The sequence below is a fragment of the Achromobacter sp. RW408 genome (assembly GCF_003184165.1).
Taxonomy (GTDB): Bacteria; Pseudomonadota; Gammaproteobacteria; order Burkholderiales; family Burkholderiaceae_B; genus Achromobacter; species Achromobacter xylosoxidans.
In genome coordinates, this window is record NZ_QHHO01000049.1 from 9243 (window position 1) to 31356 (window position 22114).

Annotated in this window: 22 protein-coding genes; 9 read left to right on the forward strand and 13 right to left on the reverse strand. The window is 70.1% G+C overall.

Annotated elements, in window-relative coordinates; genetic code table 11:
* From DK459_RS19565 to DK459_RS19585, 5 genes are all read right to left on the reverse strand, one after another.
* Positions 1-704 (reverse strand): nitronate monooxygenase family protein (locus DK459_RS19565; RefSeq protein WP_110135240.1); only part of this gene is annotated, 704 nt, incomplete at its 3' end.
* A 19-nt stretch (positions 705-723) separates the two neighbouring features.
* Positions 724-1701 (reverse strand): tripartite tricarboxylate transporter substrate binding protein, encoded by a 978-nt coding sequence (locus tag DK459_RS19570; RefSeq protein ID WP_107316014.1) that lies wholly within the window; start codon positions 1699-1701, stop codon positions 724-726.
* 55 nt (positions 1702-1756) lie between these two features.
* Complete coding sequence (locus DK459_RS19575; RefSeq protein WP_110134996.1) at positions 1757-3277, reverse strand: class I adenylate-forming enzyme family protein; 1521 nt, start codon at positions 3275-3277, stop codon at positions 1757-1759.
* A 17-nt stretch (positions 3278-3294) separates the two neighbouring features.
* The gene (locus DK459_RS19580; protein WP_006388876.1) at positions 3295-4467 is read right to left on the reverse strand and encodes a thiolase; all 1173 of its coding nucleotides are present in this window, start codon (positions 4465-4467) and stop codon (positions 3295-3297) included.
* Positions 4464-4862, reverse strand: coding sequence for a Zn-ribbon domain-containing OB-fold protein (locus DK459_RS19585; RefSeq protein ID WP_006388877.1), 399 nt, complete (start codon positions 4860-4862; stop codon positions 4464-4466). The genes DK459_RS19580 and DK459_RS19585 overlap by 4 nt, the downstream gene beginning before the upstream one ends.
* 194 nt (positions 4863-5056) lie before the next feature.
* Here DK459_RS19585 and DK459_RS19590 point away from each other — a divergent pair, with 194 nt between their 5' ends.
* From DK459_RS19590 to paaG, 3 genes are read left to right on the forward strand one after another with little or no spacing between them, the layout of a single operon-like run.
* Positions 5057-6247 carry an acyl-CoA dehydrogenase family protein gene (locus DK459_RS19590; RefSeq protein WP_006388878.1) on the forward strand — a complete coding sequence of 397 codons (1191 nt, stop codon included), beginning with the start codon at positions 5057-5059 and terminating at the stop codon, positions 6245-6247.
* 31 nt (positions 6248-6278) lie between these two features.
* Complete coding sequence (locus tag DK459_RS19595) at positions 6279-7391, forward strand: acyl-CoA dehydrogenase family protein (RefSeq protein ID WP_110134997.1); 1113 nt, start codon at positions 6279-6281, stop codon at positions 7389-7391.
* Positions 7388-8188, forward strand: a complete 801-nt coding sequence (gene paaG / locus DK459_RS19600; RefSeq protein ID WP_047992602.1) for a 2-(1,2-epoxy-1,2-dihydrophenyl)acetyl-CoA isomerase PaaG — start codon at positions 7388-7390, stop codon at positions 8186-8188. The genes DK459_RS19595 and paaG overlap by 4 nt, the downstream gene beginning before the upstream one ends.
* Before the next feature lie 95 nt (positions 8189-8283).
* Here paaG and DK459_RS19605 read toward each other — a convergent pair whose 3' ends face one another.
* Positions 8284-9177, reverse strand: coding sequence for a LysR substrate-binding domain-containing protein (locus tag DK459_RS19605; protein WP_049055670.1), 894 nt, complete (start codon positions 9175-9177; stop codon positions 8284-8286).
* Positions 9178-9313: 136 nt separating this feature from the next.
* Here DK459_RS19605 and DK459_RS19610 point away from each other — a divergent pair, with 136 nt between their 5' ends.
* From DK459_RS19610 to DK459_RS19625, 4 genes are read left to right on the forward strand one after another with little or no spacing between them, the layout of a single operon-like run.
* Positions 9314-10144: a MaoC family dehydratase N-terminal domain-containing protein gene (locus DK459_RS19610; protein ID WP_006388882.1), complete on the forward strand. Its 831-nt coding sequence runs from the start codon at positions 9314-9316 to the stop codon at positions 10142-10144.
* Positions 10141-11334 carry a CaiB/BaiF CoA-transferase family protein gene (locus DK459_RS19615; RefSeq protein ID WP_110134998.1) on the forward strand — a complete coding sequence of 398 codons (1194 nt, stop codon included), beginning with the start codon at positions 10141-10143 and terminating at the stop codon, positions 11332-11334. The genes DK459_RS19610 and DK459_RS19615 overlap by 4 nt, the downstream gene beginning before the upstream one ends.
* Positions 11331-12164 (forward strand): CoA ester lyase, encoded by an 834-nt coding sequence (locus tag DK459_RS19620; RefSeq protein WP_026382344.1) that lies wholly within the window; start codon positions 11331-11333, stop codon positions 12162-12164. Before DK459_RS19615 ends, DK459_RS19620 begins: the two co-directional genes overlap by 4 nt.
* Positions 12165-12219: 55 nt before the next feature.
* Positions 12220-13116 carry a sugar kinase gene (locus DK459_RS19625; RefSeq protein WP_110134999.1) on the forward strand — a complete coding sequence of 299 codons (897 nt, stop codon included), beginning with the start codon at positions 12220-12222 and terminating at the stop codon, positions 13114-13116.
* A gap of 66 nt (positions 13117-13182) precedes the next feature.
* Here DK459_RS19625 and DK459_RS19630 read toward each other — a convergent pair whose 3' ends face one another.
* Genes DK459_RS19630 through hda form a run of 4 tightly spaced genes read right to left on the reverse strand, consistent with a single transcriptional unit; the run spans position 13183 to position 16452 of the window.
* Positions 13183-13665, reverse strand: a complete 483-nt coding sequence (locus DK459_RS19630) for a 2-amino-4-hydroxy-6-hydroxymethyldihydropteridine diphosphokinase (protein WP_020925063.1) — start codon at positions 13663-13665, stop codon at positions 13183-13185.
* A gap of 4 nt (positions 13666-13669) precedes the next feature.
* The gene (pcnB, locus tag DK459_RS19635) at positions 13670-15055 is read right to left on the reverse strand and encodes a polynucleotide adenylyltransferase PcnB (RefSeq protein ID WP_054443204.1); all 1386 of its coding nucleotides are present in this window, start codon (positions 15053-15055) and stop codon (positions 13670-13672) included.
* Positions 15056-15754, reverse strand: coding sequence for an HAD family phosphatase (locus tag DK459_RS19640; protein WP_024067803.1), 699 nt, complete (start codon positions 15752-15754; stop codon positions 15056-15058).
* Positions 15751-16452 (reverse strand): DnaA regulatory inactivator Hda, encoded by a 702-nt coding sequence (gene hda / locus DK459_RS19645; RefSeq protein WP_006388889.1) that lies wholly within the window; start codon positions 16450-16452, stop codon positions 15751-15753. The genes DK459_RS19640 and hda overlap by 4 nt, the downstream gene beginning before the upstream one ends.
* A gap of 316 nt (positions 16453-16768) precedes the next feature.
* On the opposite strand from hda, the gene purM reads away from it, so the two are divergent.
* Positions 16769-17818 carry a phosphoribosylformylglycinamidine cyclo-ligase gene (purM, locus tag DK459_RS19650; protein WP_020925060.1) on the forward strand — a complete coding sequence of 350 codons (1050 nt, stop codon included), beginning with the start codon at positions 16769-16771 and terminating at the stop codon, positions 17816-17818.
* 60 nt (positions 17819-17878) lie between these two features.
* On the opposite strand, the gene DK459_RS19655 is transcribed toward purM, so the two are convergent.
* The 3 genes from DK459_RS19655 to mutL form a co-directional block, all read right to left on the reverse strand.
* Complete coding sequence (locus DK459_RS19655; protein WP_110135000.1) at positions 17879-18373, reverse strand: hypothetical protein; 495 nt, start codon at positions 18371-18373, stop codon at positions 17879-17881.
* Positions 18374-18455: 82 nt separating this feature from the next.
* Positions 18456-19406, reverse strand: a complete 951-nt coding sequence (gene miaA / locus DK459_RS19660) for a tRNA (adenosine(37)-N6)-dimethylallyltransferase MiaA (protein ID WP_020925058.1) — start codon at positions 19404-19406, stop codon at positions 18456-18458.
* A 9-nt stretch (positions 19407-19415) separates the two neighbouring features.
* Positions 19416-21362, reverse strand: a complete 1947-nt coding sequence (mutL, locus tag DK459_RS19665) for a DNA mismatch repair endonuclease MutL (RefSeq protein WP_054499616.1) — start codon at positions 21360-21362, stop codon at positions 19416-19418.
* 97 nt (positions 21363-21459) lie between these two features.
* Between mutL and DK459_RS19670 the strand changes: the two genes are divergently transcribed.
* Entirely contained in the window at positions 21460-22098 is a 639-nt protein-coding gene (locus tag DK459_RS19670) for a VTT domain-containing protein (protein WP_020925056.1), read from the forward strand.
* Positions 22099-22114: the final 16 nt, after the last annotated feature.

The following is a 22114-nucleotide window of genomic DNA, read 5'->3' on the forward strand; positions in this document are numbered from 1 at the left end:
GGGGTGTAGGTGACGTCGGCGGCCTGGGCGCGCAGGATCATTTCGCGGTAGGCGTCGTTGGCCAGGGATTCGCGGGTGGCGATGAAGCGGGTGCCCATGTAGGCGAAGTCGCAGCCCAGGGCCTGGGCTGCGAGGACGTCCTTGCCGTGGCTGATGCAGCCGGACAGGGCCAGGGGGCCGTCGTAAAAGGCACGGATTTCGTTGACGAGGGCGATCGGGTTGAGCCGGCCGGCATGGCCGCCGGCGCCGGCGGAGACCAGGATCAGGCCGTCGACGCCGGCATCCAGGGCGCGGCGGGCGTGGCGTACCGTGGTGACGTCGTGGTAGACCTGGCCGCCGTAGGCATGGACGGCGCGCACCACGGCTTCGGGCGGATGCAGCGAGGTGATCACCAGGGGCACGCGGCGCTCGGCGCAGATGGCCAGGTCGCCCTGCCAGCGGGCGTTGCTGGGGTGGACGATGAGGTTGACGCCGTAGGGCGCCACCCGCGCGCGCGGATCCGCGCGGCGGGCGGCGGCCAGGCGTTCTTCGATGCGGTTGATCCAGTCGTGCAATTGTTCCTGCGGCCTGGCGTTGAGCGAGGGGAAGGTGCCGATGATGCCGGCGCCGCATTGCGCCGCCACCAGGTCCGGGCCGGAGACCAGGAACATGGGAGCGCCGATGATGGGCAGTCGGGTCTGCGCGCGCAGTGCGGATGGCGTCATGGGCGGGTTCCGGTCGGGGTCAGTTGGCCTGGATGTTGGCGCTCTTGATCACATCGGCCCACAGGGCATATTCGCGGTCGATGCGCTGTTGCAGGGCGGCGGCGTCGCCGCTGTTGATGGTGTAGCCGCCGTCGGTCATGGCGCGGCGGAAGGCGGGGTCCTTCGATACCTCGGATAGCGCGAGTTTCAGGCGCGCCTGCACCGCGTCGGGCAGCTTGCGCGGGCCGACCAGCGCATACCAGCCGACCACCTCGTAGTCCTTCATGCCGGCCTCGATCATGGTGGGCACGTCGGGCAGCTCGGGGTTGCGGGTGCGCGAGGTGACCGCCAGCGCGCGCGCCTTGCCGCTCTTGATGAACGGAATCGCGGTGCTGGTGATGTCGAACATGAAGGTGATCTTGCCGCTGACCACGTCCATCATCGCCGGCGAGTTGCCGCGATAGGGCACGTGCAGCATCGGCACGCCGGCCTGCTTCTTCAGCAGTTCGGCCGAAAGGTGGTTCGACGCCCCGATGCCGGCCGAGCCGAACGACACGGCATCGGGATGGGCGCGGGCGTAGTCGACCAGCTCGCCCACGCTCTTGGCCGGGGCCTGCGGGCCGATCAGCAGCACGTTGGCGTAGTCGACCACCAGGCCGATCAGCGAGAAATCCTTGCGTGGATCGAACAGGGTGCTGCGCTGGACCAGTGGCGACATGGTCAGCGTGGGGCTGGCGGCAAAGCCCAGCAGGTAGCCGTCGGGCGGCGCCTTGGCGGTGGCGTCGGAAGCGATCATGCCGCTGGCGCCGGCGCGGTTCTCGACCACGACCGCCTGGCCCAGCTTGTCGCCCAGGTATTTGGCGAAGACGCGCGCGGTGGTGTCCACGGGGCCGCCGGGGGCGTAGCCCACCAGCAGGCGGAGGGGGCGGTCGGGGTAGGCGCTGTCGGCGGCGGCGCTGGCGCCGGTCGCCATGGCCGCCACGGCGGCGGCCGCGGCGAGCAGGGTCTTGATGTTCACGCTCATGTCTCCTTGTGGAATGAGCCGGTCGCGGAGCGGAACAGCGGGGCCGCGCCTACGCCAGCCTTTCTTTCAGCGGCTGCTTGAGGATCTTGCCGCTGACGGTGGTGGGAATCGTGTCGATGCAGTGGATCTGCGCCGGCCGCTTGTACGGCGCCAGTTGGGCGCGCAGGTGCAGCATCAGCAGATGGGTGTCCAGGCGCGCGCCGGCCAGGGGTTCGACGAAGGCGATGACTTCCTCGTTGTGGTCCTCGGTGGGGCGGCCCACCACCGCCGACAGGCGAACGCCGGGAAAGGCGTTGATGACCGCCTCCACCTCGATCGGGTAGACGTTGAAGCCGGAACGGATGATCAGGTCCTTGGAGCGGCCGGCGATGTAGAGCGCGCCGCGGTCGTCCAGGTAGCCGATGTCGCCGGTGTTGAGCCAGCCGCCAGGCAGCAGCGCCTGCGCGGTCTGCGCCGGGTCGCGGTAGTAGCCCAGCATCACGCCGGGGCCGCGGATCAGGATGTCGCCGCGTTCGCCAGGGCGCGGCGCGTCGGCGTCGGGACGGCCGATGCGCAATTGCACGCCGTCCACCGCGAAGCCGGCGCTGCAATCGGTCGGCGGGGCGTCGATGTCGGTGATGAACATGGAGCCGGCGTATTCGGTGATGCCGTAGCCGTGGTGCATGGCGACGCCGAAGTAGCGTTCGGCGTCGCGCTTGAGCGTGGGGTCGAGCGCCGCGCCGCCGGTGTAGAGATAGCGCAGCGCCGGGGCGCGAAATTCAGCGCGAGGCGGCGCGGCCGCCAGCATCCGGTTGAACATGGTCGGCACGCCCTGCAGGATGCTGACGCCGGGGTGGGCCAGCGCCTTGAAGGCATCCTCGGGATCGAAACGGCTGCGCAGCACCAGGCTGGCGCCGGCGTGCAGCGTCGCCATCAGCACGGTGGCGATGCCGAAGATGTGCGACAGCGGCAGGGCGGCGTAGCCGATGTCCCGGGGCGTCAGGCGGCGCGACGCCGCGGAGACGCCGGCGAAGTGCAGCAGGCCGCGGTGCGGCACCATGACGCCCTTGGGCGCGCCGGTGGTGCCGGACGTGTAGATCACGGTGGCGACCTCGGCGGCCGGGGCGCCGGTTTCGGGTTGGGTCGGAGAATCCGCGCGCCGTGCCCGTACGCCAGGCCCCCAGGCGGCGGCATCGGCGGGTTGCGCTCTGGCCGCGTCGGCATGGGCGGCGGCGGCGCCGGAAACCCCGCTGGTGTAGAGCGTGATCTCGGGTTGGGCGTGGGCGCTGATGGCGGCGATTTCCCGCGCCGACAAGCGCGCGTTCACGCCAACCGGCCAGGCCCCGATGATGCCGCAGCCGAACAACGCGGCGATCATGGCGGCGCAGTTCTCGCCGACCATCAGCACCCGGTGGCCCGGCTTCACGCCCGCCGCCGCCAGCCAGCGCGCCGCGTCCTCGGCGCGTTGCCACAGTTGCGCATAGGTCAGGATGCCGCCGCCTTCCTCGTACAGGCAGATGGCGTCGGGCTGGCTGCCGGCCTGGCGGGCCAGCAACTGGTGGATGCGGGTGAGCGGTTCGGCGTGCGACATGGTTGCTGCGGTCGGAATCAAAGCGTGGCGGCGGTGCCGAGGATGGCGGTGGCCTGGCTGGACAGCGTGCCGCCGTTGCCGTGCACCAGCGCCAGTTCGGCGTTGGCCACCTGGCGCGCGCCGGCCTCGCCGCGCAGCTGCCGCACGGCCTCGATCATGATGAAGACGCCGTACATGCCCGGATGCACGCAGCACAGGCCGCCGCCGTTGGTGTTGACCGGCAGCCGCCCGCCGGGCGCGATGGCGCCGCCGGCGATGAAGTCCTTGCTCTCGCCCTTGGCGCAGAAGCCCAGGTCCTCCAGGAACAGCAGGGTGTTGATGGTGAAGGCGTCGTACAGCTCGACCACGTCGATGTCCTGGGCCGAGACGCCCGCCATGGCATAGGCGCGGCGGCCCGATACGCTGGCGGCGGTGACGGTCAGGTCTTCCATCGACGAGATCTGCCGGTTCCAGACGGCGGTGGCGTTGCCCAGCACGTAGACCGGCGGGCGCGGCAGGTCGCGGGCGCGGTCGGCGCGCACCAGCACGTAGGCGCCGGCGCCGTCGGTGACCAGGCAGCAATCGCGCACGCTCAAGGGATCGGACACCATACGCGCGGCCAGGATCTGCTCCAGCGTGGCCGGCTCGCGCAACTGCGCCTCGGGATTGAGCTGGGCCCACTGGTTGGCGGCCAGCGCGACCTGCGCCAGGTGTTCGCGGCGGGTGCCGTACTGGTGCATGTGGCGCGCCGCGGCCAGCGCATACGACGACAGCGGGCTCAACGGGTCGTACGGCGTCTCGTAGGGCTGCGGATCGAACTGCTTGCGCACGCGGCCGATCTCGGCGCGGCTCAGCGTCGAGGTGCGCTGGGTGCTGCCATAGCAGACCAGCACCGCGTTGCATTGGCCCGAGGCCAGCGCGTGCAGCGCCGGCAGCAGGTGCGCCACGAAGCTGGAACCGCCCAGCATGGTGCTGTCGATGAAGCTGGGGCGGATGCCCAGGTGCTCGATGACCGGCATCGCCCACATCGGCGCGGCCACGCTGGCGGTGCAGAGGCCGTCGATGTCGCGCATCGACAGGCCGGCGTCGGCCACGGCGCGCTGTGCCGCCTGCACCAGGATTTCCATTTCGGTGTAGCCGTGGGCCTGGCCCAGGCCGGCATGGCCGACGCCCGCCACCGCGACGGCGCCGCGCAGATCGTTCAGCGTCATTGCGCCTCCTTGTTGGGAACAAAGACCAGCAGGCCGCGGCCTTCCGTCACGGCCACCTGGGCCCGCACCGCCATGCCGATGCGCACGGCGTCGGGCGCCACGCCCTCGACCCGGCTCATCAGGCGCACGCCCTCGGCCAGGTCGACCAGCGCCACGTTGTAGTCGCCGCCCGCCTCGGGCTTGCGCCGCACGGTGGTGGTGGAATAGACCGTGCCGCGCCCGTCCGGCGTGCGCCAGGACAACTGGTCCGCGCCGCAATGCGGGCAGATCATGCGGGGATAGAACACGGCGCGGTCGCAGGCGTCGCAGTGCTGGATCTGGAAGCGTCCCTGGTCGAGCGCCTGGCGGTATTGCGCCTCGGCGCCTTCGGCGGCGCGTGGGTCGGTTGCGGTCATTGCATGGGTTCCGGATGGACGAGCCGCCAGTGTCGGGGCTGGCGCCGGCCGGTGCCATTCTTCATTGCTGAAGCAGGCCTTTTGCCGGCCCGTAGTGCCCGTGCCCTACACCGAGGCAAAAGGCGGTCTTCCGCAACCGCAGATTGTCCGGCGCCGGGTCGGCATGGCTAGATAGCCGCCAAAGGAGGTAGGCCATGAATCTGACCTGGACGCCGGAGGAGATCCGGTTCCGCGAAATGGTGCGCGCGTTCGCCGCCGATCGGCTGCCGCGGGACATCCGCGACAAGGTGCGCCGGCATCAGCGGCTGGAGCGCGACGACTACGTGCGCTGGCACAACATCCTGGCCGACCAGGGCTGGGGCGCGCCGAACTGGCCGGTCGAACACGGCGGCACCGGCTGGAACGCGCTGGAACGGCTGATCTTCGAAGTGGAATGCTTCAAGGCCGGCGCGCCGCGCCTGCTGCCGTTCGGCCTGTCCATGATCGGCCCGGTGCTGATGAAGTACGGCAGCGCCGAGCAGCAGGCGCGCTTCCTGCCGCGCATGCCGCGGGTGCAGGACTGGTGGTGCCAGGGCTATTCCGAGCCCGGCTCGGGGTCGGACCTGGCCTCGCTCAAGACCCGCGCGGTGCGCGATGGGGATGAATACGTGGTCAACGGCCAGAAGACCTGGACCACGCTGGCGCAGTACGCCGACTGGATGTTCTGCCTGGCGCGCACCGATCCCGACGCGCGCGCCCAGCGCGGCATCTCGATGCTGCTGCTGGACATGCGCGCGCCGGGCGTGACCGTGCGCCCGATCCGCACGCTCGACGGCGGCCATGATGTCAACGAGGTCTGGCTGGAGAACGTGCGGGTGCCCGTGGCCAACCTGGTGGGCGAGGAGAACCAGGGCTGGACGTACGCCAAGTACCTGCTGGGCCACGAGCGCACCGGCATCGCCGGCCTGGGCCATTGCCATCGCGAACTCGGCATCCTCAAGGACATGGCCGCGCGCGCCACTTCGCGCGGCCGGCCGCTGCTGGCCGACAGCCGCATGCGCGACCGCATCTCGCGCATCGAGGTCGACATCATGGCGCTGGAAATGCTGCTGCTGCGCGTGGCGGCAAGCAACGGCGGCACGCCCGGCCCGGAGGCCTCGGTGCTCAAGATCCGGGGTTCCGAGATCCAGCAGGACCTGGCCATGCTGCAGATGGAAATCGCCGGTCCCGACGCCTGGCCCTACGATCCCGAATGGATGCTGGCCGATGCCGCCTATCACGGCCCCGGCCCGGAGATGGCGGCGGCCTCGGGTGCGGGCTATGCCGACATGCGCAAGACCTCGATCTACGGCGGCACCACCGAAGTGCAGAAGGGCATCATCGCCCGCCTGGTGCTGGGCCTGTAGGCCCGGCCCGCATCCGCAAGGAACACGACGCATGGATTTCCTCTATACCGAAGAACAGCGCATGCTGGCCGACAGCCTGCGCCGCCTGGTGGACCAGGCATGGACCCGCCCGCAGCGCCGCGCCCGCGAGGCCGCGGGCCGGCTCGATCCGGCGGCCTGGAGCGCGCTGGCCGAGCTGGGCGTGCTGGGCCTGAACATCCCGCAAGAAGCGGGCGGCTTTGGCGAAGTGCCGGCCAGCCTGCTGCCGGTGCACCTGGAGCTGGGGCGCGGACTGGTGGCCGAGCCGGTGATTCCCAGCGCGGTGATGGGCGCGGCCCTGATCGGCGCCTGCGACGACAAGGCGCGTGACCGCTGGCTGCCGGACATCGCGTCGGGCGACAAGGTGGTCAGCGTGGCCTACCAGGAACCCGGGCGCCGCTATCAGGCCGATCCCGAGGGCTGCCGCGCGACGCGCAGCGGCGACGGCTGGCGGCTGGATGGCGCCAAGCACCTGGTGTGGCACGGCGCAGCGGCCCACGCCTGGCTGGTGAGCGCGCGCGGGGAAGACGGCGTCACGCTGCTGCTGGCGGTGCCGGCGGACGCCGCCGGGGTGCGCGTCACCGATACGCCAACGCTGGACGGCGCGCGCTGCGCCCGGCTCGATTTCGATGCCGTATCGCTTGGCGCCGATGCCCTGCTGGCGCAAGGCGAGGCGGCCGACGCGGCCTTGGCGCAGGCGTTGCAATGGGGCACGGCGGCGCTGTGCGCCCATGCGGCGGGCGCGATGGAACGGTTGCTGGAGATCACCGTCGACTATCTCAAGACGCGCAAGCAGTTCGGCCAGCCGCTGGCCGCGTTCCAGGCGCTGCAGCATCGCCTGGCCGAGATGCTGGTGGCCAAGGAACTGGCGCTGTCCATGGCCTATGTGGCCATGGCCGCGCTGACCGAAGCGGACACGGCGCAGCGCCGCCGCATGCTGGCCTCGGCCAAGCTCGAAACCGCGCGCGCCGGCCGGCTGGTGGCGCAGATGGCGGTGCAGTTGCACGGCGGCATGGGCATGACGGACGAACTGGAGGTCGGCGATTACTTCAAGCGCCTGACGGTCGCGGACCTGCTGCTGGGCGACAGCGCCGAGCAACTGGCGGTGCTGGAGGAACTGGCATGAGCGCCGCCGACTATACCCAGATCACGTTCACCCTGGAGCAGGGCGTGGGCGTCATCACGCTCAACCGCCCCGAGCGCCTGAACAGCTTCACCGCGGTCATGCACGCCGAATTGGCGCGGGCGCTGGACGCGCTGCAAGCGCACGCCGGATTGCGCGGCGTGATCCTGACCGGCGCCGGCCGCGGCTTCTGCGCCGGCCAGGACCTGGGCGAGCGCAAGCCGGCAGAGGACGGCTCGCGCCGCGACCTGAGCGAGAACCTGGAAAAGCTGTACAAGCCGCTCATCATGCGGCTGCGCGCGCTGCCGGCGCCGGTGGTGTGCGTGATGAACGGCGTCGCGGCCGGCGCAGGCGCCAGCCTGGTGCTGGCGTGCGACGTGGTGTTCGCGGTGGAGTCGGCTCGCTTCATCCAGGCCTTCAGCAAGATCGGCCTGTTGCCGGACGCGGGCGGCACCTGGTTCCTGCCGCGCCTGGTGGGCACGGCGCGGGCCATGGGCGCGGCTCTGTTCGGCGAGGCCGTCAGCGCGCGCCAGGCCGAGGCGTGGGGGCTGATCTGGCGCGTCGTGCCGGACGCGGCGCTGGCGGCAACCCTGGCCGACGTGCGCGCCACGCTGGCGGCCGGACCCACCCGCGCCTATGCCGCCACCAAGGCCGCCCTGCATGCCTCCAGCGGCAACACGCTGGCGCAGCAGTTCGATCTGGAATGCGCCTTGCAGCGCGAACTGGGCTACACCGACGATTACCTGGAAGGCATGCGCGCCTTTGCGCAGAAGCGCGCGCCGGCGTTCACCGGACGCTAGGGCCCGCGGCGCGAGGCTCCTTGTCGTGTGAACAGCCTGCTGGACGTGGCGTCGCGGCGCGCGGGACGGCTGGGGCGCCTCCCGCCGCCAGCGCGTCACGCGGCCGCCGGCTGCCGGATCTGTTCGATCAGTTCGCGGGCGCAGCCGGGCAGGGCGTCGATATCGCGCACCAGCAGCTTGCGTTCGCGCACCACCCACGGCTCGTCCAGTTCCACCACCCGCAGCTTCATTTCCGCGCCATAGCGGCGCGCCGCCGAATCCGGGATCACGCCGACGCCGACGCCCGCCTGCACCATGCGGCAGATCGAGTCGAAGCTGTACAGCTGGATGCGCTGCGGCAGGCGCTGGCCGATGCGCTCGAGCTGGTCGCGCAGGAACGCCACCAGCGTCGAGCCTTCGTGCATGGTGATGAATGGATAGCGCACCGCGTCGGCCAGCTTGACCTTGTCCTGCTCCTGCAGGGGGTGGCCGTTGGGCACCACCAGCACCAGTCGGTCGGTGCTGAAGTGGATGGTCTGCAATTCGGGGGCGTCGACCGGGCCGGCGACGATGCCCAGGTCGGTGGTGCCGTCCAGCACGCCGCGCACGATGTCGCGGGTCAGGCGTTCCTGCAGGTCGACCGTGACGCCGGGATGGCCCGCCAGGAAGCGCGCCAGGATGTCGGGCATGAATTCCGTCACTGCCGTGGTATTGGCGAAAATGCGGATGTGGCCGGCGTCGCCGTCGGCCTGTTCCTGGAAGTCGTGCTTCAGGTGGTCGACCTGGCGCATGATGACCCGCGCATGCTGCAACAGCCGCTGGCCGGCCGGGGTGATTTCCACGCCGCGGCTGTCGCGGTACAACAGGCGGGTATTGAGCTGGTTCTCCAGCGCCTTGATCCGCACGCTGACGGCGGCCAGCGACAGGTGCGCCCGCTTGGCGGCCTGCGTCAGGCTGGGGGATTCGGCGATGTGGATGAACAGGCGGAGGTCGGCGAGATCGAAGTGCATGGCGCCTATATTACGGCGGCCGGCGCCGGGCGCACGATTCAGGCGCCCCAAACCCGGCCTTGAGTAAAAATGAATTCACAGCGCCCGCGCCATGCGGGATGCTAGCCGCCAGGACATTTACCAAAGGAATATCGGCATGACATCGACAGACCCGGCCGGCTGGATCGGCAGCGGCGAGCGCCAGGCGGACGCGCTGGACCCTGGCCATGCGGCGCGCATCGCCGCCACGCTGGGCGGCCCCGCGCCCGCCGTGGGCGATCCCTTGCCCCCCTTGTGGCAGTGGGCGTTCTTCATCAGCACGGTCGCGGCCGACGGATTGGGGACGGATGGGCACCCGGCTCGCGGCGGCTTCCTGCCGCCGGCGCAGGACCGCAACCGCATGTGGGCCGGCGGCCGCGTCGAATTCCGCCAGCCGCTTCGGGTGGGCGTGCCGGCCGAACGGGTCTCGGTGGTGGCCGACGTCAAGGAAAAGGCCGGCCGCACCGGCGCGCTGCTGTTCGTGACGGTGCGCCACGAATACCGCCAGGACGGCGAGGTGGCCATCCTGGAAGAGCAGGACATCGTCTACCGCCAGCCCACGCCGCCCAAGCTCACCGGCACCGAGCCGGCGCCGCAGGCCCAGTGGCGCGACACCATCGAACCCACCTCGGTGCTGCTGTTCCGCTATTCCGCCGTGACCTTCAACGGCCATCGCATCCACTACGACCATCCCTACGTCACCGGCACCGAAGGCTATCCGGGCCTGGTGGTGCACGGCCCGTTGATCGCCACCGAGATGGTCGCCGCCTTCCTGCGCGCCCACCCCGGCGCGCGTCCCACGCACCTGTCGTACCGCGGCCTGCGGCCGCTGATTTCACCCACGCCTTTCCAGGTGGCCGGCCGGGTCGAGGAACCGGGCCTGGCCCGGCTCTGGGCCGAGCAGGACGGCACGCTGGCCCACCAGGCCGAACTGAGGTTCACCGCATGAGCACGCCAGCCCCCCGCCCGCTGGACGGCATCACCGTCGTCAGCCTCGAGCACGCCATCGCCGCGCCGTTCTGCACCCGCCAGCTGGCGGACATGGGCGCGCGCGTCATCAAGATCGAACGCCCCGGCGCGGGCGACTTCGCCCGCGGCTACGACGAGCGCGTGCGTGGCCTGTCGTCGCACTTCGTCTGGACCAACCGTTCCAAGGAAAGCCTGACGCTGGACCTCAAGCGCGACGAAGCCGGCGACATCATGGAACGCCTGCTGCAACAGGCCGACGTGCTGGTGCAGAACCTGGCCCCCGGCGCCGCGGCGCGCCTGGGGCTGTCGTTCGAGGCGCTGCACGCCAAGTATCCGCGCCTGATCGTCTGCGACATCTCCGGCTATGGCGAAGGCGGTCCCTACCAGGACAAGAAGGCCTACGACCTGCTGATCCAGAGCGAAAGCGGCTTCCTGTCGGTCACCGGCACCGCCGACGACCCGGTCAAGGCCGGCTGCTCCATCGCCGACATCTCGGCCGGCATGTACGCCTATTCCGCCATTCTCAACGCGCTGCTGCTGCGCCAGAAGACCGGCCTGGGCAGCCGCCTGGACGTCTCCATGCTCGAAAGCATGGTCGAGTGGATGGGCTTCCCGATGTACTACGCGTTCGAGGGCGCGGCGCCGCCGGTGCGCGCCGGCGCGGCCCACGCCTCGATCTATCCCTACGGCCCGTTCCCCACCGGCGACGGCAACACCATCATGCTGGGCCTGCAGAACGAGCGCGAATGGCGCGTGTTCTGCGCCCAGGTGCTGCGCCAGGCCGAACTGGCCGAGGACCCGCGTTTCGCCACCAACTCGCTGCGCACCGCCAACCGCGAGGCCCTGCGCGCGCTGATCGTGGCGGCCTTCGCCGACCTCAGCGTGCAGCAGGTCACCGACCGGCTGGAGGACGCGCAGATCGCCAATGCCCGCGTCAACGACATGGCCGGGGTCTGGGACCACCCGCAATTGCGGGCGCGCGATCGCTGGAGCCAGGTCGACAGCCCGGCCGGTACGCTGCCGGCGCTGCTGCCGCCGGCCAGCAGCAACGCCTTCGCGCCGCGCATGGCGGCGGTGCCCGCCGTGGGCGAGAACACGGATGCGGTGCTAGCATCATTGGGATACGCGCCCGAACAGGTGGCGCGATTCCATGCTTCGGAGGTGGTGTGATGCATTCCGTCGTTCGTACCGCGCTGTTCGTGCCGGCCTCCCGTGCCGAACGCATCCCCAAGGCCCTGGCCAGCGGCGCCGACGCCGTCATCGTCGACCTGGAAGACGCGGTCGAGCACCTGGCCAAGGCCTCGGCGCGCGAAGCGCTCTGTGACTTCCTGGGCACGCAGCCGCAGGCGCGGGTCTGGGTACGCATCAACGATGCCTCCACCTCGTGGCACGACGACGACCTGAAGGCCTGCCGCGGCAAGCCCGCGGTGGCCGGCATCCTGCTGCCCAAGGCCGAAAGCCTGGCGCAGGTGCGCCATGTGGCGCAGACCGGGCTGCCGGTCATCCCCATCCTGGAAACCGCGCGCGGCATCCTCAACGCCGCCGAGGTCGCGGGCACGCCCGGCGTGGCGCGGCTGGCGTTCGGCAGCCTCGACTATGGCCTGGACCTGGGCGTGGCGCCGGACACGGCCGGCGCCGAGACCGTGCTGGACCAGGCCCGCGTGCAGGTGCTGCTGCATACCCGGTCCGCCGGCCTGGCGCCGGCGCTGGACGGCGTGTTCCCGGGCGTGGAGGACCAGGACGGCCTGTCCGCCGCCGCCTCGCGCGCGCTGCAGATGGGGTTCGGCGGCATGCTGTGCATCCATCCCGCGCAGGTGCCGGTGATCCACGCCGCCTTCGCGCCCGATCCGGCCGAGCTGGCCTGGGCCCGCCGCGTGGTCGACGCGCATCGCGACAAGGCCGCCGGCACCTTCATGCTGGACGGCAAGATGGTGGACGCGCCCGTCATCACCCGCGCCCGCCGCGTGCTGGCGCAGGCCGGCGAAGCCAGCGCCGGTTGATCCCGTCCGGCGTTGTCCGGCCTACAATCCGGCAACCCTTTCCGCGGACGGTCTCATGAGTGCAGCGCTTTTCATCGGGCATACCTACATCGACGTCACCGTGCTGGCCGACGAATGGCCCACCGGCGACGAGAAAAGCGTGGCGCGCGACTACGCCGTGTCGTTCGGCGGCAATGCCGTCACCGCGGCATTCGCCTGCGGCAAGCTGGGCACGAAGCCCGACCTGATCTGCTCGCTGGCGCCGGACTGGCTCGGCCACATGTACACCGACATGGCGGCCGCGCACGGCGTCACGCTGCACGGGCGCCAGGTGCGGCGCTCGTCGCTGTCGTTCATCATGCCCAACCATGGCAAGCGCGCCATCGTGCGGGCGCGCGATGCCGACTACCTGAACGATTTCCCGCGCCTGGACGTCAGCGGCTACCGCGCGCTGCATCTGGACGGCCACCAGCCCGACGCCGCGCTGCACTATGCGCGCGCCTGCCGCCAGGCCGGCATCCTGACCTCCCTCGATGGCGGCGGCGTGCGAGAGAACACCGACGAACTGCTGCGCCACATCGACGTGGCCGTCTGCGCCGAACGCATGTGCGAGCAGCTGGACCTGTCGCCGCATGGCTTGCTGGACCTGCTGAAACAGCGAGGCTGCCGCATCGGGGCGGTGACGCTGGGCGAGCGCGGCATGCTCTGGTACGACGAAACCGGCGCGGTCGACACGCTGTCGTCGCTGGACGTGCCGGCCGACCGCATCATCGATACCTCCGGCGCGGGCGACGTGTTCCACGGCGCCTATGTCTGGTCGTACGTCAACCGGCCCGAGCTGGCCTGGAAGGAACACTTCACCTTCGCCCGCGCCGCCTCGGCGCACAAGATCCAGCACCTGGGCAACGAGGCCGGACTGCCCGGCGTGGACGACGTCGAACGCGCCATGCTGGCGTTCGCGCCCAAGGCGTGACGCGGCCGCAGGGCCGATCTTCAAGGTAATCAGGAAGGCGGCGGCAACCGTGCCGCCTGGCGCTGTTCAGTCCAGTCGTTCGATCGGCTGGTCGGTGATGTCGCCGAGCCAGGCGTCGAGGCCGCGGCCGGCCAGCGTCAGCGTCGGCGCCAGGTCGCGCAGCGGACGCAGCACGAAAGCGCGCAACTGCATGCGCGGGTGAGGCAGGACCAGGCGCTCATGCGCCATGGCGGCGTCGCCATGCAGCAGCAGGTCCAGGTCGAGGGTGCGCGGCGCGTTGCGGTAGGGCCGCTCACGGCCATGGCGCAATTCCAGCGCCTGCAGCAGATCCAGCAGGTCGAGAGGCGCCAGCGTGGTGTCGAGCGCGGCGACCGCGTTGACGAAGTCCGGGCCGGTGGCGTCCACCGGCGCCGTGCGGTAGAACGGCGAGGCCGTCACCGCGATGATGCCGTCGGTGGCGGCCAGCTCGGCCAGCACGCTGCGCAACGTTGCCGCGCTGTCGCCCAGGTTGGCGCCCAGCCCGATGTAGGCGCGCACGGGGGCGGCCATGGCTTTATCCGGCGCCGCCGGCACTGCCCGCGGCGCTGCCCGCGCCACGCGAGGACGAGCGGCGGCGCGGCCGGCGCTTGCGCGCCGATGGCGCCGGGCCGTCGCTGGCGTCGCGCGGCAGGCGCGAGACTTCCTCGATCATGTCGGCGCGGGTGGCGTCGTCGGCGTTGGCCAGGTCCATCCACCACTGCGCCAGCACGCTGTCGAACTCGCCGGCGGCGGCCCGCAGTTGCAGGAAGTCGCAGGCGGCTCGGAAGCGCGGCTGCTCGATCATGCGGAAGATGGTCTTGCCCATGCGGCGCTCGAAGCGCGGCTGCATGAACCAGATCTCGCGCATGTCCGACGAGAAGCGGCGCTGGATCGCGAGCTTCTCGGTCTGCTCGTCGAGCACCGAGTCGGCGGCCTGCGACAGCGCCGGGATGGTGTGTTCGCCCTGGGCGCGCAGCTGCTTCCAGCGCACCTCCACCTGTTGCCACAGCAGCGCGGCGAACAGGAAGCTGGGGCTGATGGTCTTGCCGGCGCGCACGCGGGCGTCGGTGCGTTCCAGCGCCAGTTCCACGAAGTGCTCGCCGCCCGGCTGTTCCAGCACCACGTCCAGCAGCGGCAGCAGGCCGTTGTGCAGGCCGTCGGCGCGCAGCTGGCGCAGGCAGTCCATGGCGTGGCCGCAGGTCAGCAGCTTGAGCATCTCGTCGAACAGGCGCGAAGCCGGCACGTTCTCGATCAGGTCGGCCATGGTGCGGATCGGCTGGCGCGTGGCAGGGTCGATCGTGCCGTTCAGCTTGGCGGCGAAACGTACCGCGCGCAGCATGCGCACCGGATCTTCGCGGTAGCGCTTGGCCGGGTCGCCGATCATGCGGATCTGGCGCTTTTTCAGGTCGGCCACGCCGTTGTGGAAGTCGATGACTTCCTCGTTGTGCGGGTCGTAGTACAGCGCGTTCATGGTGAAGTCGCGGCGCGCCGCGTCTTCCTCGTGCGTGCCGAACACGTTGTCGCGCAGGATGCGGCCGTGCGCGTCGGTTTCCTGGTCTTCCGAGGCGGGGGCGCGGAAGGTGGAGGTCTCGATGATTTCCTGGCCGAACACCACGTGCACCAGCTGGAAGCGGCGGCCGATGATGCGGGCGCGGCGGAACAGCGGGCGGATCTGCTCGGGCGTGGCGTTGGTGGCGACGTCGAAGTCCTTGGGTTCCAGGCCGACGATCAGGTCGCGCACCGCGCCGCCGACGATATAGGCTTCATAGCCATGCTGGCGCAGCACCTCGCATACCTTGATGGCGTGGCGCGAGACGTTGCGGCGGTCGATGCCGTGCTTGTCGCGTCCGATGCGCAAAGGCCCCCGGGCTGCCGGCGCGAACAGTCGGCCGACGAATTTTTTTATGGTTTCGGTGATCATTTAGGACTTGGCATCCATGACGTGGTCGAACAGATCGATCACTTGCCAGCCGCGTTCCTGCGCGATGGCGCGCAGGGCGGGGCTGGGGTTGGCGGCGATCGGGCGGGTCACCTTTTCGAGCAGCGGGACATCATTGACCGAATCACTATAGAAAAACGATTCGGGGAAATCCGCAAGCCCCAGGCCCATGGCCGCCAGCCAGTCGTGGACGCGCACGACCTTGCCTTCCTTGAAGCTGGGGGTGCCGAGGATGCGGCCGGTGTAGCGGCCGCGCTGGACTTCGGCGTCGGTGGCCACCAGGTGGGGGATGCCGAAGGCGCGGGCGATGGGGGCGGTGACGAAACTGTTGGTGGCGGTGACCACGGCGCACAGATCACCCGCCATCAGGTGCGATTCGACCAGCGCGCGCGCGGCGGGCGTGATCGACGGGCGGATGACCTCGGCCATGAAATCCTCGTGCCAGGCGGCCAGCTCGAACGGCGCGTGCGCCGCCAGCAGTCCCAGCATGAACTCGGCTGCCTGCTCGGCGGTGAGCTCGCCGCGGTTGTAGCGGTCCATCAGGTCGTCGTTCTGGCGGCGGGCCTCGGCGGGATCGCCGGCGCGGCCGGTGCGCGCCAGGTAGTCGGCCCATTGGTAGTCGCTGTCCAGCGGCAGCAGGGTGTGATCCAGGTCGAACAGAGCGAGACGTCGGGAGGTCATGTGCGTTGCGAATCGGGGTCTGCGAGCATGGCGCGCAGCAGGGGCAGGGTGATGGGACGGCCGGTGGCCAGGGAGTAGCGGTCCAGCGCGTCCAGCAACGCCGCCAGCTTGCGGATGTCGCGCTCGTGGTGCGTCAACATCCAGTTGATGATTTCGGGCGCCAGGTGCAGGCCGCGTTCGGCCGCCTGGGCCGCCAGCGCCGCCAGCTTGTCGGCGTCGGAAAGGGGATCGAGGCGGAACACCAGGTCCCAGCCCAGCCGGGTGCGCAGGTCTTCGCGCAGCGGCATCGACAGCGTCGAGCGGTCGCCGGCCACGGCCAGCGCGAAGGCGCGGCCGGTGGCGGCCGATTCGCGCCAGCGGTTGTACAGGGCAAAGAGGCCTGCCTGGCGGTGCTCGTCCATGAGGTGCACGTCGTCCACCGCCACGAACTTGGGCATGGGCGACTTGGAATCGGCCTCGGCCAGCACGCGCAGGATGTTGGCGCTGTTGGCCGCTTCGATGTAGACGGCGTCGGGGCGCGCGGTCAGCGCGCGCAGCAGATGGCTGCGGCCACAGCCGGCCGAGCCCCAGATGTACAGCGCGCGGCCGGGAGCGAGCGTGCGCACGGCCGCCAGCGCCTCTCCGTTGGGACCGGCGATGAAATTGTTCAGCGAGGGCGCTGGCGCGGGAAGAACGTCGAGCAGCAGCTGGCGGTTCATGAGAGGTTATCGATCAGGCGGGTAGAGCCAGGCTCCGGGGTGAGCCCATGGCCGGCGGCGGCGTTGCCCGCCAGAAACTGGCAAAATCGCTATCGGCCAACCCTACACTTTAAACCACCCGGGGCGCCGGTGTCGCGTCCAAGCCCTTTGCCTGGCTTGGGTTTGCGCCAAAATGGCGCCGCGCCGGGCCGGAGCCGTCCCGCCCGCCGCTGGCGGCTTTCGCCGGGCGCTGGCCAGGACCGGGCCGCAACATCGTAAAATGCAGGGCGTTCCACCCCAATTCCCAGCAATTGTTACATATCCCACGGCATTTCTCATGACGAATCAACCCAAAGCTCCCCTGACCTACCGTGACGCCGGTGTCGACATCGACGCGGGCGACGCCCTGGTCGACCGTATCAAACCGCTTGCGGCGCGCACCATGCGCCCCGGGGTGCTGGCCGGTATCGGCGGCTTTGGCGGCCTGTTCGAAGTGCCCAAGAACTACAAGGAGCCCGTGCTGGTCTCGGGCACCGACGGCGTCGGTACCAAGCTGCGCCTGGCGTTCGACTGGAACCGCCACGACACCGTCGGCATCGACCTGGTGGCGATGAGCGTCAACGACATCCTGGTGCAGGGCGCCGAGCCGCTGTTCTTCCTGGATTACTTCGGTTGCGGCAAGCTTTCGGTGGACACGGCGGCGTCGGTGGTGGGCGGCATCGCCAAGGGCTGCGAACTGTCGGGCTGCGCCCTGATCGGCGGCGAAACCGCCGAAATGCCGGGTATGTACCCCGACGGCGAATACGACCTGGCCGGGTTCGCGGTGGGCGCGGTCGAGAAGTCGGCCATCATCGACGGCAAGTCGATCAAGGTCGGCGACGTGGTGCTGGGCCTGGCGTCCAGCGGCGCGCACTCCAACGGCTATTCGCTGCTGCGCAAGATCCTGGAACGCGCCGGCGCCAAGCCCGACGACGATTTCCACGGCCAGCCGCTGGTCGACGTGGTCATGGCCCCGACCCGCATCTACGTCAAGCAGGTGCTGGCCGCGCTGGCCAAGCACGGCACCGCCATCAAGGGCCTGGCCCACATCACCGGCGGCGGCCTGCTCGACAACGTGCCGCGCATCCTGCAGGACGGCCTGTCGGCCCGCCTGCGGCGCGACAGCTGGGAAATGCCCAAGCTGTTCCAGTGGCTGCAGGAGCAGGGCGGCGTCGAGGACACCGAGATGTACCGCGTCTTCAACTGCGGCATCGGCATGGTGTTGGTGGTGGATCCGGCCCAGGCCGACGCCATCGCCGCCACGCTGCGCGAGCAGGGCGAAACCGTCAGCAAGCTGGGCGAGATCGTCGCGCAGACCGAAGGCATGCCCCAGACCGTGGTGGTCTGAGCCGGCTGGCCTCGCAATCAACAACCCGCCCTGGTGGCGGGTTTTTCTTTCGCAGTCCGGCTAGAAGAACTTGACCCGGCCCGCGTCCTCGCGGAATTCTTCTCCCGTATCCAGGTCCGTGCGCCAGATGGTGTCGTGAACGGACAGAAAGCCACGCACCTCCCGGTTGGCGTCCCGCGCGTCGCGCCAGGTCGCCTGGAACCAGGCGAGGTAGGTCTCCGTCATTATTTCGCGCAGTTCGTCGCCGAAATCGTCGTCCTCGTTGTCCATGGCTTCGGTCAACGCGGCGTCGACATCGGGCGCAATCAACGGGTACTGCAATGCCAGCCGCAGGCCCCGTCCACAGTAGCCGGAGCGTGTGTTCAGGGGAATCGCGACGGGAGTGAACGACTCCCAGTCGTACTCGAAGTGGATGGCGTCCACGGTTTCCCTGGAAACGCCCTCCTCCAGCGTGAACGGACGTTCCCGCAGCAACCGCTGGATTTCACTGATCAGGGCCTGGCCCTGCTTGCGCAGCCCGGTGGCAAAAGACTGGCTCGCTTCGTTGATTTCCATCCGTTCGATATCCCGTGGTCAGGCGCTGCCGCAAGGGCCGGCTGCGGCGAAAAGGTCAGGCGCGAAAGCAGGCAGCCTCTTGTCAGGATGCGTCGGCCAGTGCCGCGGCCACCGCGTCGATGGTCTGCGCCACCGCGTCGGCCGCCAGGCAGTCGACGATCACGCGCTCGGGCTGGGCCCGCAGCCAGGTGATCTGGCGCTTGGCCAGCTGGCGGGTGGCGGCGATGCCCTGTTCGCGGGCTTCCTCTAGGCTGATCTCGCCGTCGAGATGGGCCCACATCTGGCGGTAGCCCACGCAGCGCACCGACGGCAGGCCCGGGTGCAGGTCGGCGCGCGCATGCAGGCCGCGCACTTCTTCCAACAGGCCGTTGGCCAGCATCGCGTCGAAGCGCTGTTCGATGCGCGCGTGCAGCGCGGCGCGCTCCGAGGGTTCCAGGCTGATGGTCAGGTAGCGGTTGTCGTCGTCGCCGGCGGCGGCGCGCTGGCGGCCGAGCAGCGCCGACATGGGCTGGCCCGATAACTGGCAGATCTCCAGCGCGCGCTGGATCCGCTGGCTGTCGTTGGGCGCCAGGCGCGCGGCGGTGACGGGGTCGAGCCGCGCCAGCTCGGCGTGCAGCGCCGGCCAGCCGTCGCGGGCGGCGCGCGCTTCCAGTTCTGCGCGCAGCGCGGGGTCGGCCTGCGGCAGGTCGTCCAGGCCGTCGCGCAGCGCCTTGTAGTACATCATGGTGCCGCCGGCCAGAAGCGGAATGCGGCCGCGCGCGCGGATCTCGTCGATCAGGCGCAGCGCGTCGGCGCGGAATTCGGCCGCCGAATACGACTGCGCCGGATCCCGGATATCCAGCAGGTGCTGGGGCACCTGCGCTTGTTCGGCCGGCGACGGCTTGGCGGTGCCGATGTCCATGCCGCGGTAGATGGTGGCCGAATCGACGTTGACGATCTCCAGCGGCCAGCGTTCGGCCAGCGCCAGGGTGGATGCGCTCTTGCCGGCCGCGGTGGGGCCGGCCAGGCAGATGACGAGGGGAGGGGCGGACACCGGCAAGACCTATTGCCCGCGCAGGAACAGCTTGTCCAGGTCGGACACCGACCACTGCACCCAGGTGGGCCGGCCGTGGTTGCACTGGTCGGCGCGCTCGGTGGCTTCCATCTGCCGCAGCAGGCCGTTCATCTCTTCGATCGTGAGCTTGCGGTTGGCGCGCACCGAACCGTGGCAGGCCATGGTCGAGAGCAGTTCGTTGCGCTGTTCGGTCAGCAGGCGCGACACGCCCACGCCGGCCAGGTCGCGCAGCACGGCGCGCGCCAGCGTCTCGATGTCGCCGCGCGCCAGGATCGCCGGCACCGAGCGCACCGCGATCGAGGTGGGGCCGGACGGTCGCATCTGGAAGCCCAGGTCTTCCAGCTGTTCCTCGAATTCCTCGACCACCGCCACATCCTTTTCCTGGGCGTGGAACACCACCGGCACCAGCAGGTCCTGGCGCGGCAGGCTGCGCGCGTCCAGCGCCTGCTTGAGCTGTTCGTAGACCACCCGTTCATGGGCGGCGTGCATGTCCACCAGCACCATGCCGCGGCGGTTCTGCGCCAGGATGTAGATGCCGTGCAACTGGCCCAGCGCCATGCCGAGCGGGTGTTCCTCGTCGGCCGGCAGCGTCGGCGCCGGCGCTGCCTGCGGCGCCAGCGCCGCCACGTCGCGCAGCGGCTCGACGCGCGCGGCGGTGTCTTCGGTCAGCGGGCGATACAGCGATTGCCAGTCGGCGGCGGGAATCCCGGCCGGCTCGGCGTGCAGGCGGAACGGCACCTGTGTATGCGGGCGCTGCGGCGCCGGCGTGGGCCGCAGGCCGTAGGCGGGCGCGGCGCCCGGGCTGGCGCCGGTATAGCCGGGGCGAGGCGTGTCGGCCGGCGCGGAGGCGGGCAAGCCGTCGGCTGCCGCGGGCGCTGACGGCGCCACGGTCTCGAATCCATCATCGTCATCGCGCGTCGCCGCGGCCGGCGCCACCGCCGACGATCCGCCGGTCTGCGCCAGCGTCTGGCTGACCGCGTGGTTGACGAAGCGGTGCACCGCGCCGCTGTCGCGAAAGCGCACCTCGTGCTTGGCCGGATGCACGTTGACGTCGACCGCGGCCGGGTCGATGTCCAGGAACAGCACATAGGCCGGCTGGCGGTCGCCATGCAGCACGTCGGCGTAGGCGGCGCGCAGCGCGTGGCTGACGGTGCGGTCGCGCACGTAGCGGCCGTTGACGTACAGGTACTGGCGGTCGGCGCGGGCGCGGGCCGCGGTGGGGCGGGTGATCATGCCTGCCAGGCTGACCGTGCCGACGCTGTGCGACAGCAGCAGGCCGTGCTCGGCGAACTCCGCGCCCAGCACGTCGCGGATGCGCTGCGGCGGTTCGGCCGGCAGCCATTGGCGTTGCGCGCGGTCGTGGTGAAACAGGCGGAAGGCGATCTGCGGATGGGCCAGCGCGATGCGCTCCATGGCGTCGACGCAGTGGCCGAACTCGGTGGCTTCCGAGCGCAGGAACTTGCGCCGCGCCGGCACCGCGTCGAACAGCTGGCGCACGTCCACGGTGGTGCCCGGCGGACCAGAGGCGGGGGTGACCTGCATGCTGCCGGCCTGGATCTGCCAGGCATGCTCGCCGTCACGGGTGCGCGAAATGATGGAAACCTGCGCCACCGAGGCAATCGAGGCCAGGGCCTCGCCGCGGAACCCCATGGACGCGACCGATTCCAGCTCGTGGAGGTTGCGGATCTTGCTGGTGGCGTGGCGCGCCAGCGCCAGCGGCAGTTCCTCGGGGGGAATGCCGCCGCCGTCGTCGGTCACGGCGATGCGGCGGATGCCGCCGCCCTCCAGGCGCACCTCGATCGCGCGCCCGCCGGCGTCGATGGCGTTCTCGAGGATTTCCTTGAGCACCGAGGCGGGTCTCTCGATCACTTCGCCCGCGGCGATCTGGCTGATCAGCAGATCGGGCAGCGCAAGAATGGAGCGGCGTTCTGTCATGGGGTGTTCCGGTATAGCCATAGGGAGGATTTTAGCCTCTGGATGGGCTGGGCTATAGTCGTGGCCTTATTCCCCTTCCGCTTCCAGGGACGTATTGATGCTCGATTTTTTCCAAATGGTGCTCCACATCGACCAGACCCTCGGCGTCTGGGTCCAGCAGTATGGCGTGTGGGTCTATCTGGTGCTGTTCCTGATCGTTTTCGCGGAAACCGGGCTGGTGGTGCTGCCGTTCCTGCCGGGCGATTCGCTGCTGTTTATCGCCGGCGCCTTCGGCGCCACCGGCAGCCTGGATCCGGTGCTGCTGGGGGCGCTGCTGATCGTGGCCGCCATCACCGGCAACAGCGTGAACTACGCCATCGGCCGCTACATCGGGCCGCGCGTGTTCTCGATGAACCTGCGCTTCCTGGATCGCGGCGCCCTGATGCGCACGCACGCGTTCTACGAAAAGCACGGCGGCAAGACCATCGTCATGTCGCGTTTCATCCCCGTGGTGCGCACGTTCGCGCCGTTCGTGGCCGGCGTGGCCGACATGCCGTTGTCGCGCTTCCAGCTGTTCAATATCCTGGGAGCCCTGCTGTGGGTGGTGAGCCTGGTGGCGGCGGGTTATTTCTTCGGCAACATCCCGCTGGTGAAGGAACACCTGAACACCATCGTGCTGATCGGCCTGGCCGCGGCCATCGTGCCGGTGGTGGGCGCGGCGTTGTTCAAGCTGCTGCGCGCGCGCCGGGGCGGCTGACCGCGGCGATGCGAGC

Excerpts from the sequence above, each read along its gene's own strand:
- DK459_RS19615 (WP_110134998.1), top strand. The coding sequence starts at position 10,141 with ATGAGCACGCCAGCCCCCCGCCCGCTGGACGGCATCACCGTCGTCAGC.
- DK459_RS19670 (WP_020925056.1), top strand. The coding sequence starts at position 21,460 with ATGCTCGATTTTTTCCAAATGGTGCTCCACATCGACCAGACCCTCGGC.
- DK459_RS19590 (WP_006388878.1), top strand. The coding sequence starts at position 5,057 with ATGAATCTGACCTGGACGCCGGAGGAGATCCGGTTCCGCGAAATGGTG.
- DK459_RS19575 (WP_110134996.1), bottom strand. The coding sequence starts at position 3,277 with ATGTCGCACGCCGAACCGCTCACCCGCATCCACCAGTTGCTGGCCCGC.
- DK459_RS19640 (WP_024067803.1), bottom strand. The coding sequence starts at position 15,754 with ATGACCTCCCGACGTCTCGCTCTGTTCGACCTGGATCACACCCTGCTG.
- DK459_RS19580 (WP_006388876.1), bottom strand. The coding sequence starts at position 4,467 with ATGACGCTGAACGATCTGCGCGGCGCCGTCGCGGTGGCGGGCGTCGGC.
- DK459_RS19605 (WP_049055670.1), bottom strand. The coding sequence starts at position 9,177 with ATGCACTTCGATCTCGCCGACCTCCGCCTGTTCATCCACATCGCCGAA.
- DK459_RS19595 (WP_110134997.1), top strand. The coding sequence starts at position 6,279 with ATGGATTTCCTCTATACCGAAGAACAGCGCATGCTGGCCGACAGCCTG.
- pcnB (WP_054443204.1), bottom strand. The coding sequence starts at position 15,055 with ATGATCACCGAAACCATAAAAAAATTCGTCGGCCGACTGTTCGCGCCG.
- DK459_RS19630 (WP_020925063.1), bottom strand. The coding sequence starts at position 13,665 with ATGGCCGCCCCCGTGCGCGCCTACATCGGGCTGGGCGCCAACCTGGGC.
- DK459_RS19625 (WP_110134999.1), top strand. The coding sequence starts at position 12,220 with ATGAGTGCAGCGCTTTTCATCGGGCATACCTACATCGACGTCACCGTG.
- hda (WP_006388889.1), bottom strand. The coding sequence starts at position 16,452 with ATGAACCGCCAGCTGCTGCTCGACGTTCTTCCCGCGCCAGCGCCCTCG.
- DK459_RS19610 (WP_006388882.1), top strand. The coding sequence starts at position 9,314 with ATGACATCGACAGACCCGGCCGGCTGGATCGGCAGCGGCGAGCGCCAG.
- paaG (WP_047992602.1), top strand. The coding sequence starts at position 7,388 with ATGAGCGCCGCCGACTATACCCAGATCACGTTCACCCTGGAGCAGGGC.
- purM (WP_020925060.1), top strand. The coding sequence starts at position 16,769 with ATGACGAATCAACCCAAAGCTCCCCTGACCTACCGTGACGCCGGTGTC.
- mutL (WP_054499616.1), bottom strand. The coding sequence starts at position 21,362 with ATGACAGAACGCCGCTCCATTCTTGCGCTGCCCGATCTGCTGATCAGC.
- DK459_RS19585 (WP_006388877.1), bottom strand. The coding sequence starts at position 4,862 with ATGACCGCAACCGACCCACGCGCCGCCGAAGGCGCCGAGGCGCAATAC.
- DK459_RS19655 (WP_110135000.1), bottom strand. The coding sequence starts at position 18,373 with ATGGAAATCAACGAAGCGAGCCAGTCTTTTGCCACCGGGCTGCGCAAG.